The 14009-nt window shown below is 69.8% G+C and carries 9 protein-coding genes, 3 tRNA genes and 1 pseudogene; 8 read left to right on the top strand and 5 right to left on the bottom strand.

Annotation, left to right across the window (positions count from 1 at the left end):
* Positions 1-76 precede the first annotated feature (76 nt).
* The 3 genes and pseudogenes from BEK98_RS19885 (at position 77) to BEK98_RS19895 (ending at position 4659) form a co-directional block, all read left to right on the top strand.
* On the top strand, positions 77-1342 hold the full coding sequence (locus BEK98_RS19885) for an NAD(P)/FAD-dependent oxidoreductase (protein ID WP_094217935.1): 1266 nt from the start codon (positions 77-79) through the stop codon (positions 1340-1342).
* A gap of 29 nt (positions 1343-1371) precedes the next feature.
* Positions 1372-3276 carry a DNA primase gene (gene dnaG / locus BEK98_RS19890; RefSeq protein ID WP_094217936.1) on the top strand — a complete coding sequence of 635 codons (1905 nt, stop codon included), beginning with the start codon at positions 1372-1374 and terminating at the stop codon, positions 3274-3276.
* A 143-nt stretch (positions 3277-3419) separates the two neighbouring features.
* Positions 3420-4659, top strand: a pseudogene (locus BEK98_RS19895) (RNA polymerase sigma factor).
* 49 nt (positions 4660-4708) lie between these two features.
* On the opposite strand, the gene BEK98_RS19900 reads toward BEK98_RS19895, so the two are convergent.
* From BEK98_RS19900 to BEK98_RS19915, 4 genes are all read right to left on the bottom strand, one after another.
* Entirely contained in the window at positions 4709-6637 is a 1929-nt protein-coding gene (locus BEK98_RS19900; RefSeq protein ID WP_094217938.1) for an ABC transporter ATP-binding protein, read from the bottom strand.
* Positions 6637-8370 carry an ABC transporter ATP-binding protein gene (locus BEK98_RS19905; RefSeq protein WP_094217939.1) on the bottom strand — a complete coding sequence of 578 codons (1734 nt, stop codon included), beginning with the start codon at positions 8368-8370 and terminating at the stop codon, positions 6637-6639. The genes BEK98_RS19900 and BEK98_RS19905 overlap by 1 nt, the downstream gene beginning before the upstream one ends.
* A 131-nt stretch (positions 8371-8501) precedes the next feature.
* On the bottom strand, positions 8502-9944 hold the full coding sequence (locus BEK98_RS19910; protein WP_094217940.1) for a xylulokinase: 1443 nt from the start codon (positions 9942-9944) through the stop codon (positions 8502-8504).
* Positions 9945-10017: 73 nt separating this feature from the next.
* Positions 10018-10323 carry a hypothetical protein gene (locus BEK98_RS19915; protein WP_094217941.1) on the bottom strand — a complete coding sequence of 102 codons (306 nt, stop codon included), beginning with the start codon at positions 10321-10323 and terminating at the stop codon, positions 10018-10020.
* 159 nt (positions 10324-10482) lie between these two features.
* On the opposite strand from BEK98_RS19915, the gene BEK98_RS19920 reads away from it, so the two are divergent.
* The 3 genes from BEK98_RS19920 (at position 10483) to BEK98_RS19930 (ending at position 10887) form a co-directional block, all read left to right on the top strand.
* A tRNA-Asn gene (locus tag BEK98_RS19920) sits at positions 10483-10555 on the top strand.
* Positions 10556-10561: 6 nt separating this feature from the next.
* Positions 10562-10634: transfer RNA gene (locus tag BEK98_RS19925), tRNA-Asn, on the top strand.
* A gap of 176 nt (positions 10635-10810) precedes the next feature.
* Positions 10811-10887, top strand: a tRNA-Ile gene (locus BEK98_RS19930).
* A gap of 270 nt (positions 10888-11157) precedes the next feature.
* Here the strand turns inward: BEK98_RS19930 and BEK98_RS48580 are convergent.
* Complete coding sequence (locus BEK98_RS48580; protein WP_143684138.1) at positions 11158-11514, bottom strand: hypothetical protein; 357 nt, start codon at positions 11512-11514, stop codon at positions 11158-11160.
* An 88-nt stretch (positions 11515-11602) separates the two neighbouring features.
* Between BEK98_RS48580 and BEK98_RS19935 the strand changes: the two genes are divergently transcribed.
* Both BEK98_RS19935 and BEK98_RS19940 read left to right on the top strand, forming a co-directional pair.
* Positions 11603-13333: a GMC oxidoreductase gene (locus tag BEK98_RS19935; RefSeq protein ID WP_208643162.1), complete on the top strand. Its 1731-nt coding sequence runs from the start codon at positions 11603-11605 to the stop codon at positions 13331-13333.
* A gap of 2 nt (positions 13334-13335) precedes the next feature.
* Positions 13336-14007: a hypothetical protein gene (locus BEK98_RS19940; protein WP_094218251.1), complete on the top strand. Its 672-nt coding sequence runs from the start codon at positions 13336-13338 to the stop codon at positions 14005-14007.
* Positions 14008-14009 lie beyond the last annotated feature (2 nt).

Genomic DNA, 14009 nt, shown 5'->3' on the forward strand with positions numbered 1-14009 from the left:
GGGGCACTCCCTCTTCCCGCATCACGCTGCGTGCGGGACGCTCGCATGTGGCGGCACCCTTACGAGGAGGCATCAAGTGGTCGACGCGGATCAGACATTCGTCATCGTCGGAGGCGGTCTCGCCGGCGCGAAGGCGGCCGAGACGCTCCGTGCGGAGGGCTTCAGCGGCCGGGTGATACTGATCTGCGACGAGCGCGACCACCCGTACGAGCGCCCGCCCCTGTCCAAGGGCTTTCTGCTCGGCAAGGAGGAGCGCGACAGCGTCTTCGTGCACGAGCCGGGCTGGTACGCGCAGAACGACGTCGAGCTGCACCTGGGCCAGACCGTCGACCGGATCGACCGCACCGCGAAGACCGTCCGCTTCGGCGACGACGGCACCCTCGTCCACTACGACAAGCTCCTGCTCGCCACCGGCGCGGAGCCCCGCCGCCTCGACATCCCCGGCACCGACCTCGTGGGCGTCCACCACCTGCGCCGCCTCGCCCACGCCGAGCGCCTCAAGGGTGTCCTGCACCACCTCGGCCGGGACAACGGGCACCTCGTGATCGCGGGCGCCGGCTGGATCGGCCTGGAGGTCGCGGCGGCGGCCCGCGAGTACGGCGCCGAGGTGACCGTCATCGAGCCGCACCCGACCCCGCTGCACAGCGCGCTCGGCCCGGAGCTGGGCAACGTCTTCGCCGAGCTGCACCGCGAGCACGGCGTCCGCTTCCGCTTCGGTGCCCGGCTCACCGAGATCGTCGGCCAGGACGGCATGGTCCTCGCGGTGCGCACCGACGACGGCGAGGAGCACCCGGCGCACGCCGTCCTCGCGGCGATCGGCGCGGCGCCGCGGGTCGCTCTCGCGGAGTCGGCGGGGCTGGAGCTGGTCGACCGGGCGCAGGGCGGCGGGGTCGTGGTGGACGCGGGGCTGCGGACGTCCGACCCGGACATCCATGCGGCCGGTGACGTCGCCTCCTTCCCGCTCGCCCTCTTCGACGCACGCATCAGGGTCGAACACTGGGCCAACGCCCTGAACGGCGGCCCGGCCGCGGCCCGCGCGATGCTCGGCAAGGAGGTGACCTACGACCGGGTGCCCTACTTCTTCACCGACCAGTACGACCTGGGCATGGAGTACAGCGGCTGGGCGCCGCCGGGCTCCTACGACCAGGTCGTCATCCGGGGCGACGCGGGCAAGCGGGAGTTCATCGCGTTCTGGATCAAGGAAGGGCGCGTCCTGGCCGGGATGAACGTGAACGTGTGGGATGTCACAGAGCAGATCCAGAACCTGATCCGCTCCCAGGCCCAGGTGAACACGGAGTCCCTGGCGGACCCGCACGTTCCGCTAGCAAGCCTCGTCCCTTGAGTGTCGGTCCACCCCCGTAGAATTCATGCGTGGCAGGACGGATCAACGACGAGGACGTGAAGGCGGTACGGGACGCGGTCCCGATCGACGCCGTGGTCTCCGAGTACCTCCAGCTGCGCAACGCCGGTGGCGGCAACCTCAAGGGGCTGTGCCCCTTCCACGACGAGAAGTCGCCGTCCTTCCAGGTCAGCCCGAGCAAGGGACTCTTCCACTGCTTCGGCTGCCAGGAGGGCGGCGACACCATCACCTTCGTCATGAAGGTGGACCACCTCTCCTTCTCGGAGGCGGTCGAGCGGCTGGCCGCCCAGGCCGGCATCACGCTGCGCTACGAGGAGGGCGGGTACAACCCCGCCCACCAGCGCGGCGAGCGTATCCGCCTGGTCGAGGCGCACAAGATCGCCGCCCAGTGGTACGCCGAGCAGCTCGCCACCAGCCCCGAGGCCGAGACCGGCCGGATCTTCCTCGCCGAGCGCGGCTTCGACCAGGCCGCCGCCGTCCACTTCGGCGTCGGCTACAGCCCCCAGGGCTGGGACCACCTCACCCGCTTCCTGCGCGGCAAGGGCTTCACGGACAAGGAGCTGGTCCTCTCCGGCCTCTCCCAGGAGGGCCGCCGGGGCCCCATCGACCGCTTCCGTGGCCGCCTCATGTGGCCCATCCGGGACATCGGCGGCGAGGTCGTCGGCTTCGGCGCCCGCAAGCTGTACGAGGCGGACAACGGCCCGAAGTACCTGAACACGCCCGACACGGCGATCTACAGGAAGTCCCAGGTCCTGTACGGCATCGACCTCGCGAAGCAGCACATCGCCAAGGCCAGCCGGGCCGTCGTCGTCGAGGGCTACACGGACGTCATGGCCTGCCACCTCGCGGGAGTCACGACCGCGATCGCGACCTGCGGCACCGCCTTCGGCGGCGACCACATCAAGATCCTCCGCCGGCTCCTCATGGACAACGGCTCGGCCCGGGTGATCTTCACCTTCGACGGCGACGCGGCCGGCCAGAAGGCCGCCCTGCGCGCCTTCGAGGACGACCAGAAGTTCGCCGCCGAGACGTACATCGCCATCGCGCCCGACGGCATGGACCCCTGCGAGCTGCGCCTGGCCAAGGGCGACGAGGCGGTCGCCGACCTGACCGAACCCCGCACCCCGCTCTTCGAGTTCGCGCTGCGCCAGATCGTGAGCCGCTACGACCTCGACACCCCGGCCGGCCGCGCGGCCGCCCTGGACGAGGCCGCGCCGATCGTCGCCCGCATCAAGAACAGCGCCTCCCAGCACGAGGTGGCCGTCGAACTCGCCGGCATGCTCGGCATCCTCGACACCCAGTTCGTGGTCAAGCGTGTGGGCCAGCTGGCCCGCTGGGCCCGCGAGGGCGGCGGCAAGGGCGGTCCGCAGCAGCCCCGCACGCCCCAGCAGCAGTGGGAGACCGGCCCCCGCCCCGGCCCCTCAGGCCCGGCCCTCACCCTGCGCAACCCCGTCTTCGCCGCCGAGCGGGAACTCCTCAAACTCGCCCTGCAGCGGCCCGAACTGGTCTCCCCGGCCTTCGACGCGTACGGCATCGACGAGTTCACCGCCCCGCCCTACGCCGCCGTACGCCAGGCGATCGCGGAGGCGGGCGGTGCCGAGTACGGCATCCCGGACTCGCAGGAGTACCTGGTCCGCGTCCGCGAGGCCGCGCCCGACGACGTCGTCCGCGCGATGGTCACCGAACTGGCCGTCGAGCCGATCCTGCGCCGCACCGTGGACGAGACGTACTCCGGCACGGTGCTGGTACAGATCCGCCGCCGCGCCGTGGAGCGCCGCATCCACGACATCCAGTCCCAGCTCACCCGCCTCTCCACCGGCGGCGACCCCGCCCAGCTGGCCGCCGTACAGAACGAGATGTGGGTCCTCCAGCAGTACGACCAGACACTCCGCGAACGGGGCGCACAGGCGCTGTAGCGCACCGCGCGGGATCAGTCCTCCCTGCCTCGACTCGGCGCGCCCCAGGGCTCGCATATGCCACTCGGATGGTCCAACGACCTGAGTAACGGGCCGGTCACGGACCGGATGCAAAAAGTCACCGCAAGCCCCTCGTGGCGGGGATGTGTCTTCCCCCACACTGGGGGCGGTGCCCGAGTCCGCGGAGCGCAGGCCGTCGACTCTTCGCTCCCGAAGTACCGCTGCCGCACACCTTGAGCAGCGATCATCCTGGAGGTCGCCCCCGTGCAGACCCAGACCCTCACCCAGACCGACAGCAGCACCAGCACCACCGCCGACGAGCCGGACGCCGAGTCCGAGGTCCTCGTGGCCGTGCCCCCGCAGAGCCGCGCCCACGGCCACCCGGAAGGGGTCCCCCCGGAGGAACCCGACGCGCCGGAGGAGGCCCCCGAACCCGTCGAGGCTCCGGTCGCCGCCCGTGCCGACAGCGCCGGGCCCTCCTCGGACCTGTTCCGGCAGTACCTGCGCGAGATCGGCCGCATCCCCCTGCTCACCGCGGCCGAGGAGGTCGAACTCGCCCGCCGGGTCGAGGCCGGGCTGTTCGCCGAGGAGAAGCTGAGCAACACCCCCGACCTGGACAGCGAGCTGGCGCTCGACCTGGACCGGCTGGTGGTGATGGGGCGGATGGCCAAGCGCCGTCTCATCGAGGCGAACCTGCGGCTCGTGGTCTCCGTGGCGAAGAGGTACGTCGGCCGCGGGCTGACCATGCTCGACCTCGTGCAGGAGGGCAACCTCGGGCTCATCCGGGCCGTGGAGAAGTTCGACTACGCCCGCGGCTACAAGTTCTCCACCTACGCCACCTGGTGGATCCGGCAGGCCATGTCCCGCGCCCTGGCCGACCAGGCCCGCACCATCCGCGTCCCCGTGCACGTCGTGGAACTCATCAACCGGGTCGTGCGCGTGCAGCGCCGCATGCTCCAGGAACGCGGGTACGAGCCGACGCCCGAGGAGGTCGCCGCCCACCTCGAACTGCCCCCCGAGCGGGTCTCCGAGGTGCTGCGCCTGGCCCAGGAGCCGGTGTCCCTGCACGCCCCGGTCGGCGAGGAGGACGATGTCGCCCTCGGCGACCTCATCGAGGACGGCGACGCCACGAGCCCCGTCGAGTCGGCCGCGTTCCTGCTGCTCCGCGAGCACCTGGAGGCCGTGCTCTCCACCCTCGGCGAACGGGAACGCAAGGTCGTCCAGCTCCGCTACGGCCTGGCCGACGGCCGCCCCCGCACCCTGGAGGAGATAGGGCGCCTGTTCGGCGTGACCCGGGAGCGGATACGGCAGATCGAGTCGAAGACCCTGAACAAGCTCAGGGACCACGCCTTCGCCGATCAGCTGCGGGGGTACCTGGACTGACAAGGGGTCGCTCACCGAAGTGAGCGACCCCCCGAGCATCACCCTGGGGTCAGTCGACCTCGGCCACAGCCTGCGCGAACTGCGCCTTGTACAGCCGTGCGTACGCCCCGTCCGCCTCCAGCAGCTCCGCGTGGGCGCCCTGTTCGACGATCGAGCCGTTCTCCATCACCAGGATCGTGTCCGCGTCCCGGATGGTGGAGAGCCGGTGCGCGATGACGAACGAGGTCCGCCCGTCGGCGAGTTTGGCCATCGCCTTCTGGATCAGTACCTCGGTACGGGTGTCCACGGAGCTGGTCGCCTCGTCCAGCACCAGGATCGTCGGGTCGGACAGGAACGCCCGCGCGATGGTGATGAGCTGCTTCTCACCGGCGCTGACCCCCGTGCCCTCGTCGTCGATCACGGTGTCGTACCCCTCGGGCAGCGTACGGATGAACCGGTCCGCGTGGGCCGCCCGCGCCGCCTCCTCGATCTCGCCCCGGGTGACCTCGCGCGCGGCGCCGTAGGCGATGTTGTCCGCGATGGACCCGCCGAACAGCCAGGTGTCCTGCAGCACCATGCCGATCCCGGCCCGCAGTTCGTCCCGGGACATCTTCCGGATGTCCACACCGTCCAGGGTGATCCGCCCGCCCGAGACGTCGTAGAACCGCATCAGCAGGTTGACCAGGGTGGTCTTGCCGGCACCGGTCGGGCCGACGATCGCCACCGTCTGCCCGGGCTCCACCTTCAGCGACAGGTCCTCGATCAGCGGCTTCTCCGGGTCGTACCGGAAGGACACGCCCTCCAGCGCCACCCGCCCGCGCAGCTGCTCCGGCCGCTCGCCCGGCACCGGATCCGCCTCCTGCTCCTCCGCGTCCAGGAGTTCGAAGATCCGCTCGGCCGAGGCGACACCCGACTGCACCAGGTTCGCCATCGACGCGACCTGCGTCAGCGGCATCGAGAACTGCCGCGAGTACTGGATGAAGGCCTGCACATCACCGATGGACAGCGCGCCCGACGCGACCCGGAGGCCACCGACGACCGCCACCAGCACGTAGTTCAGGTTCGACACGAACATCATCAGCGGCTGCATCACGCCGCTGTTGAACTGCGCCTTGAACCCGGCCTCGTACAGCGCGTCGTTCTGCTCGGCGAACTGCTTGGCCGACTCCTCCTGACGCCCGAACACCTTCACCAGGGTGTGCCCGGTGTACATCTCCTCGACGTGCGCGTTCAGCTTGCCGGTGGTGCGCCACTGCTGCACGAAGTGCGGCTGCGACCGCTTGCCGACCCGGGTGGCGACCACGAACGACAGCGGTACGGTCACCAGCGCGACCAGCGCCAGGATCCAGGAGACGTAGAACATCATCGCGAGCACGCCGATGATGGTCAGCAGCGAGTTGATGAGCTGGCCCATCGACTGCTGGAGTGTCTGCCCGATGTTGTCGATGTCGTTGGTGGCCCGGGAGAGCACCTCGCCGCGCTGGCGCTTGTCGAAGTACGACAGCGGCAGCCGCGACAGCTTCGTCTGTACGTCCTCGCGCATCCGGTACATCGTGCGGTTCACGGCCCGGTTGACCAGCCGGGTGGCGACCGCCATCAGCAGACCGGCGACCAGGAAGGTGCACAGCGCGAGCAGCAGTACGTTCCCGACGGCATCGAAGTCGATGCCCTTGCCGGGGGTGAAGTCGGTGCTCTTCAGCATGTCCGCGACGGTGCCCTGGCCCCGCTCGCGCATCGACTGGAGCACCTGCTCCTTGGTGGCCCCGGCCGGCATCTGCCGGCCGATGATGCCGGCGAAGACCAGGTCGGTGGCCTTGCCGAGGATCTTCGGTCCGATCACGTTCAGGGCCACGCTGACGACCACGCACAGCAGCAGGGCGTAGATGGTGACCCGTTCGGGCTTGAACTGGGCGACGAGCCGTTTGCCCGACCCCTTGAAGTCCATCGAGCGCTGGTCGGGGCCGCCCCCGGCCATCATGCGTCCCATGGGCCCGGCCATCAGGCAGCCTCCGCTTCCGTGAGCTGGGAGAGCACGATCTCCCGATACGTCTCGTTGGTCGCCATCAACTCGTGGTGCCGGCCGGTGCCGACCACCAGGCCCTCGTCCAGCACGACGATCCGGTCCGCGTCCCGGATGGTCGCCACCCGCTGGGCGACGATGACGACGGTCGCCTCGGCGGTCTCGCGGCCCAGTGCGCTGCGCAGAGCGGCGTCCGTCGCGTAGTCGAGGGCGGAGAAGGAGTCGTCGAAGAGGTAGATCTCCGGGCGCTGTACGAGCGTGCGGGCGATGGCGAGGCGCTGGCGCTGACCGCCCGACACGTTCGTGCCGCCCTGCGCGATCGGCGCGCCCAGGCCCCCCTCCAGCTTCTGCACGAAGTCCTTGGCCTGCGCCACCTCCAGCGCGTGCCACAGTTCCTCGTCGGTGGCGTCCGGGTTGCCGTAGCGCAGGTTGGTCGCGACCGTCCCGGCGAACAGGTACGGCTTCTGCGGTACGAGCCCGACGGTCTTCGCGAGCAGGTTCGGCTCGACCTCCTGGACGTCGACGCCGTCCACGAGGACCGTGCCCTCGGTGGCGTCGAACAGCCGCGGGACAAGACCGAGCAGTGTCGACTTGCCGCTGCCGGTCGAGCCGATGACGGCGGTCGTCTCACCGGGCCTGGCCACCAGGTCGATGGACTTCAGCACCGGCTCCTCGGCACCCGGGTAGCGGAAGCCCGCGCCCCGGATCTCCAGATGCCCGTGCCGGCGCAGCTCGGTGACCGGCGCGCGCGGCGGCACCACGCTGGAGTCGGTGTCCAGGACCTCCTGGATGCGCTCGGCGCACACCTCCGCGCGCGGCACCATCATGAACATGAAGGTGGCCATCATCACGGACATGACGATCTGCATCAGATAGGCGAGGAACGCGGTCAGGTCGCCGATCCGCATCCCGCCGCTGTCGATGCGGTGCGCGCCGAACCACACCACAGCGATCGACGACAGGTTCACCACCGTCATGACGATCGGGAACATCAGGGCGAGCATCCGGCCGGTGGCCAGCTGCATCTCGGTCAGCTCGCCGTTCGCCTTCCCGAACCGGCCCTGCTCGTACTCGTCCCGGACGAAGGCGCGGATCACCCGGTTGCCGGTGATCTGCTCGCGCAGCACCCGGTTCACCGTGTCCAGACGGACCTGCATGGACCGGAACAGCGGCCGCAGCCGGCGCACGATCAGCGTCACCGAGATGCCGAGCACGGGAACGACGGCGACGAGCACCGCGGACAGCGGCACGTCCAGGCCGAGCGCCAGCACGATCCCGCCGACACACATGATGGGCGCCGACACCATCAGGGTGAACGTCATCAGGGCCAGCATCTGGACCTGCTGTACGTCATTGGTCGTACGGGTGATGAGCGAGGGCGCCCCGAAGTGACCCACCTCACGGGCGGAGAAGGACTGCACGCGGTCGAAGACGGCACCGCGCACGTCCCGGCCGAGCGCCGAGGCGGTGCGGGCGCCGTAGTACACGGCGCCGATGTTGCAGACGACCTGGGCCAGCGAGATGCCGATCATCAGGGCGCCGAAGGTCAGGATGTAACCCGTGTCACCCTTCACGACACCGTTGTCGATGATGTGGGCGTTGAGGGTGGGCAGGTAGAGGGTGGCGCAGGTCTGCAGGAACTGCAGCAGCACCAGCAGAGCTATGGGTTTCTTGTAGGGCCTGAGATAGGTCCGCAGAAGTCGTATGAGCACGCTACGTCTCTCGGAGTCGGCGGTAGGGGCTGGTCGGTTGCCCCTGGCCCCTATCGTCGAACACTCCACCCGCGTTACCTCAACTGATTAACCCAACGGCGGTGCTCGCGCGTTCTGTCGGGTCTACGGCATTACGGGCGAAATGCCCCCGGGTGGGTCTGCTCCCGCACCGACACGAACTGCTGGCGTACGGCCTGACCCACGGCCAACTCGTCGCCCGGCTCCAGGACCTGCGCGGCCGGCCCCGGCCAGGCCGGCGGGGTGCGCGGGTCGAGGGTGCCCTGCGACACACCGAGCGCCCAGGCGGCCTGCCGGGCCGCGCCGATCGCCGCGTAGTCGGCGGGCTGCGGTACGACGACCTGCGCGCCGAACAGCGAGGGCGCCGCGGCCTGCACGGCGGGCAGCTCGGCGGCCTGGCCCAGCAGGAAGACCCGCCGCACCTCCACGCCCCGCCCGCGCAGCACGTCCAGCGCGTCGGCCAGCCCGCACAGCATGCCCTCGAACGAGGCCCGCGCCAGATGCTCGGGCTTCATCGACTCGCGCCGCAGCCCGGCGAGGGTCCCGGCGGTGTGCGGCAGACTCGGCGTCCGCTCGCCCTCCAGATAGGGCAGGAGCACCAGCCCGTGCGCCCCCGGGGTCGACTTCATCGCCAGGTCGGACAGGCTCTCCAGGTCCGACAGGCCGAGGAGTTCGGCGGTGCCGCGCAGGGTGCGCACGGCGTTCAGGGTGGTGACGACCGGCAGGTGCATGCCGGTGGCGTCGGCGAGGGACGTGATCATCCCGGTCTGGTCGGCAAGTGCCTCCGGGTGCACGGCCATCACGGACCCCGAGGCCCCGAGTGACACGACCGCGTCCCCGAGCCCGATGCCCAGCCCGAACGCGGCGGCCATGGTCTCCCCGGTCCCGGCCGAGATCAGCAGCCCTTCCGGGGTCGTACCGGCCGCGTCCGCCGGGCCGATGACCTCGGGCAGCATCGCCTGGTGGCCGAGCGCCAGCTCGACCAGGTCGGGCCGGTAGCCGCCGGTGGCAGCGGACCAGTACCCGGTGCCGGAGGCTCCGCCGCGGTCGGTGGTCCGGCGCACGGGCCGCCCCAGCAGCTGCCACACCAGCCAGTCGTGAGCCTGCAGGAGCATGGCGATTCGGCGGGCGCTCTCCGGTTCGTTCTTCGCGAGCCAGCGCAGCTTGGTGACCGGCTGCGCGGCCTGCGGCACACAGCCGACCGCCTGCGCCCAGGCCTCCCGGCCGCCGAGCGCGTCGACCAGGTCGGCCGCCGCGACCTGCGCCCGCTTGTCGCCGCCGACCAGCGCGGGGCGCACGGTGTTGCCCTGTGCGTCCAGCGGGACCAGCGCGTTCTGCTGCGAGGAGACCCCGATGGCCTGCACACCCTCCAGCAGGCCGCCCCCCGCGGCCTCGCCCAGGGACAGCAGCCAGGCCTGCGGGTCGACGTCGCTCGGGCGACCCTCCTCCATCGGGTGCGGGGCGTACCCCTGGCGGAGCACGGCACCCGTGTCCGCGTCACAGACCACGATGCGCGTGAAGTCCGGTGAGCTGTCCAAGCCTGCGACTATCCCCATACCGAGAATTTTGCCGTACCGCGGCGCTTGCTTCGGCCGTGGGCGCCGTGGGGATGTGGGTGTCAAAGGTCCCCTACGTGTTGCTCGTGCCCCAGTCGTCCTCCGGGAAGCCGTTGGTGTTGCGTTCGCGGAGGGAGCGGACTCGCTGGGTCACCGAGTCGGGGACGTGGTCGCCGACCTTGTGGGTGACCGTGTGGAAGGCCTTGCCGGCGTAGACGCGGCCCTGCTGGGCGGCGGTCTCGGCGGTGTTGCGGACGGCGGGGTTCTGCGCGATCTGGCGAGCGGACTTCTTCAGCTGCTCGTAGCGCTCGCGACCCGCCCTCGTGCCGAGTACGTAACCGAGGGCCAGTCCGGCGACGAATGTGAGCCGGTAGCGCATGGCTGCCACCCTTCCCTGGGGGTAGGTCTCTGGTGCGACGTCGGGACCGGGGGATACCGATTGGCGGAGCACCCCCCTGCTTGCGCTAATGTATGTGTCGCAGCGAGCGAGCGCCCCCTGGCGAATACCCAGGTAGGTACGTTCGATGCAACGAGGCGATCCTCCGTAGCTCAATTGGCAGAGCAGCCGGCTGTTAACCGGCAGGTTACTGGTTCGAGTCCAGTCGGGGGAGCTTCGGTCCTCCGTAGCTCAATTGGCAGAGCAGCCGGCTGTTAACCGGCAGGTTACTGGTTCGAGTCCAGTCGGGGGAGCACGCTGAACGAGGACCCTTCGGGGTCCTTTTTCATGTCCGCGGGAACCACGGCGCGCGCGCCGAAGTCCTCAAGGTCAGGAAGCAGCCCAGAAGCCGACCATCCGAAGCAGGAGATCGTATGAGCGGCTATGCTGCGGCAGACGGCGCGCACACATGTACGCGACACGCCGCTATGGGGCGGTAGCTCAGCCGGTTAGAGCAGCGGACTCATAATCCGTCGGCCGTGGGTTCGAGTCCCACCCGCCCCACCAGGCGCCACAGGCGCAGAAACGATGTGACGGGTTGTAGTCACATGGCTTCATGGCGTGACCGCCGGCGGCACCATCAGCTGCCGGGCGTACTCGTCGAACGACGACTCCGCACGGCCTTCAGCCGTAGCCGTCTCTCCTCCTCTTTCGTGATCTAGAACGGCGGGGCACCGGCTCGGACGTGGACTGCCCGGCGCGGCCGGGTGACGTGGTCGTGGTCATGGGCTCATGGTCACGACCGTTCCGCCGGTGATCGCCACGGAACGGTTCCGCTCACCTGTTCGGAGGGTCCGCCGCCACCCGCATGCCGCAACCGCGGCGGACTCCTCCGTGAGCGCGCAGCGGATACTCCTTGTTGTTGTGCTTCACGGTGGGGAAGTCGTCGTGCTCGGGGTACTTCCAGCGAAACTTGCCCGCATCGGGGCGCCGAGCGTGCGCAGTCGCATAAGCACCCTTTCTCGCGCTCATGCGTGGTGTCTTCGTCACGTACGGATGAATGTGGATGCGCGCGCGTTCGGTATTAACCCACATTGATGAATGTGTCAGCGGGGTGGGCACCCATAGGTCGGTCAGGAAAAGCGTTTCCCCCGGAGAGCGGACTATGCCGGGACGTTTCACCGAATTGATCACGCGTTATCCACAGCCATTGCCGGGTGATTGCCGGACGCGCAGAATCCTTCGGCACAGTGATTGCGGCTCGTCGTAAGGAGGTACGCCCGTGCCAGGTTCCGATTCCGACCCGCCACCGGTGATCGCGCAGGGGACGACGCTGCTCGATGTCGCCGACGCGCCGCGCGCGGTGGTCCCACCCGTGCCGGCCGACCGGGATCCGGTCGCCACGTACTACTGCAAGACGCTGAAGCAGGTCCGCGACGTCGCGTACGACATCGTGATCGTCGGGGGCGGTGCGGTCGGCGCGGCCGTCCTCGACCGGCTGATGAGGCGTAAGAAGAGCGCGGCGCTGCGGGTGCTCGTGTTCGAAAAGGGAAGTTTTCTCCTTCCCGAACATGTGCAGAACCTTCATCCCCGCTATCAGCGGCTGATGAAGGACGCCGTCGCCCGGCCCTGGCGTCGCGCCACCGGTACGACATTCGATCTGGCGCCGCAAATCCCTTACCTCGGCGGCCGTGCCCAATTCTGGAGCACCTGGATCCCCCGGCCGAGCGATGAGCAAATGCCCGAATGGCCCGCATCGGTGAAGGTTTCGCTCAAGCGTTACTGGGATTCCGCCGACGCGTTCCTGGGTGCCGTCAAGCCCAGTCATATGGGCGAACAATTCAAGGTGTTCCAGTCCGAACTGCTGAAACAGCTCAAGGCGAAGCTGAGCGGTATCGGGCATTTCCCGAACGATATCCAGGCCCACGGCCTCGAGGTACCGCTCGCCTCGCGGGCGACCACCTCCAGCCTCGGCTACCGCAAGTTCAGCCCCGTTCCGGTGCTGATCGAGCTGGCCGAGTCGTACCCCGGCCAGGTGGACCTCGTCACCGGATGCGAGGTGCTGGAGATCCGGCACAGCGCACCGGCCGCCGGCGAGGCCGGGCCCGTGTGCCGGGCCACCGAGATCTCCACCACCCAGGGCGTGTTCAGGCTGGGCCCCCGCACGGACCTGGTGCTGGCCAACGGCATCGTCGAGCCCACCGGGCTGCTGCTGGACTCCTTCGCCGACGTCCTGCCGCCGTTCGCCGGCACCAACCTCGGCGGACACGTGGCCTCCTGGTTCTCGGCCCGGGTGCCGCGTGCGGCCTGGCAGGGCCTGGAGGGCGAGGGGCTGCAGGTCGCGTGCATGTACCTGCGCGGCCGGGTCGAGAACGGAGGAGGGCAGGGGGCGCGTGACTTCCACATCCATCTGATGGGCGCCTCCAACCCGTCACCCGACACAGCGGTCCCGGACCTCTACCGCCTGATCCCCGACTCCTTCGACCAGGAGTTCCTGCAACAGCTCAGCGACCGCGAGCACATCGGCTTCCTTGTCCACTGCCTCGGCGAATGGCGCAGCCGTCCCAAGGACGTCAAAGGCAGCCGGGTCTACGTCGAGAAGGGCGACACCGTGCTCGACCTCAGGCCGGGCGAGACGGACCTCAAGCTCCGCACGACCATGGACCAGCAGGCCCAGCAGGTCGTCCAACGGATCCTCGCCAACGGGCTGGACGCTTCGGAGATCACGTACTGGCACCCCGGCGAGAACGGAATGCCCGGCGCCTGGGAGGCGCAGATTCCCCCCGGCCGGCTCAAGGACGCCCTGGTCCACGAGTCCGGAACGCTGTGGCTGGGAGAGAGCCCCGCCGAGTCGGTGACCACCACCGACTGCCGCCTGCACCAGGTCGCCAACGTGTACGTCGGCGGCGCGGCGACCTTCCCCACCTCGGGTTCCTGGAACCCGACCCTGGCCGCGGTCGCCATGGCCCAGCGGCTGGCCGACCATCTCCTCGACCGCCGGAAGAAGGGGTGACCATGCACACCTCCGACACCACCTCGCCCGACCCCGAACTCCGGCGGTTCGTCGAACTGTCGATGCCGCTCACCGGCTTCGCCACGTACGACCTGTACGCCACCGGCATGGCGCAGCTGTACCTCGACACCGTGCGCGGCCAGCTGGGCGCAAGCCGTCTGACCGACTTCCTCGACACCTGGCAGCCGGCCCTCGCGACCGTCGAGGGAGCGCGGCAGCTCTCGCCCCTCGACCGGGAGATCGCCCGCGCGGTGACCTACCTCTGGTACACCGGCGGCTGGCCCCGGCTCGCCCCGGCCGCCCACGCCGCACTGCGCCGCGAGGTGCCCAACACCGAGTTCGTGGCCTCGCCCAGCAGCTACCCCGAAGGACTCGTCTGGCGCACCTTCGCCGGGCACCCGGCCGGAGCCAAACCACCGGGCTTCGGCACCTGGGCGAACGAGCCACCGGCACTGCCGACCCTGGAGGAGATCGTCGAGGAACTGCGGGCCGCCGCCGAGGACCCCGCGGTACAGGCCGCGTGCGCCCCGGCCGCGTACCGAGCAGAGGTGCCGTCCGGCAGCGTCCCCGTCCATCTGATGCCCGGGCCGCGCCCCTCCCGCGCCGTCGCCCCGTCCGCCGTTCCGGCCGCCGCCGCGCCGCCGGACACGGAACCCGAGGAAGCGAGTGAGTGAAG

This window comes from Streptomyces diastatochromogenes (assembly GCF_002242805.1).
Classification (GTDB): Bacteria; Actinomycetota; Actinomycetes; order Streptomycetales; family Streptomycetaceae; genus Streptomyces; species Streptomyces diastatochromogenes.

Coding starts and splice junctions, on each gene's coding strand:
- BEK98_RS19915 (WP_094217941.1), bottom strand. CDS start 10,323: ATGCGCTACCGGCTCACATTCGTCGCCGGACTGGCCCTCGGTTACGTA.
- BEK98_RS19900 (WP_094217938.1), bottom strand. CDS start 6,637: ATGGCCGGGCCCATGGGACGCATGATGGCCGGGGGCGGCCCCGACCAG.
- BEK98_RS19940 (WP_094218251.1), top strand. CDS start 13,336: ATGCACACCTCCGACACCACCTCGCCCGACCCCGAACTCCGGCGGTTC.
- BEK98_RS19910 (WP_094217940.1), bottom strand. CDS start 9,944: ATGGGGATAGTCGCAGGCTTGGACAGCTCACCGGACTTCACGCGCATC.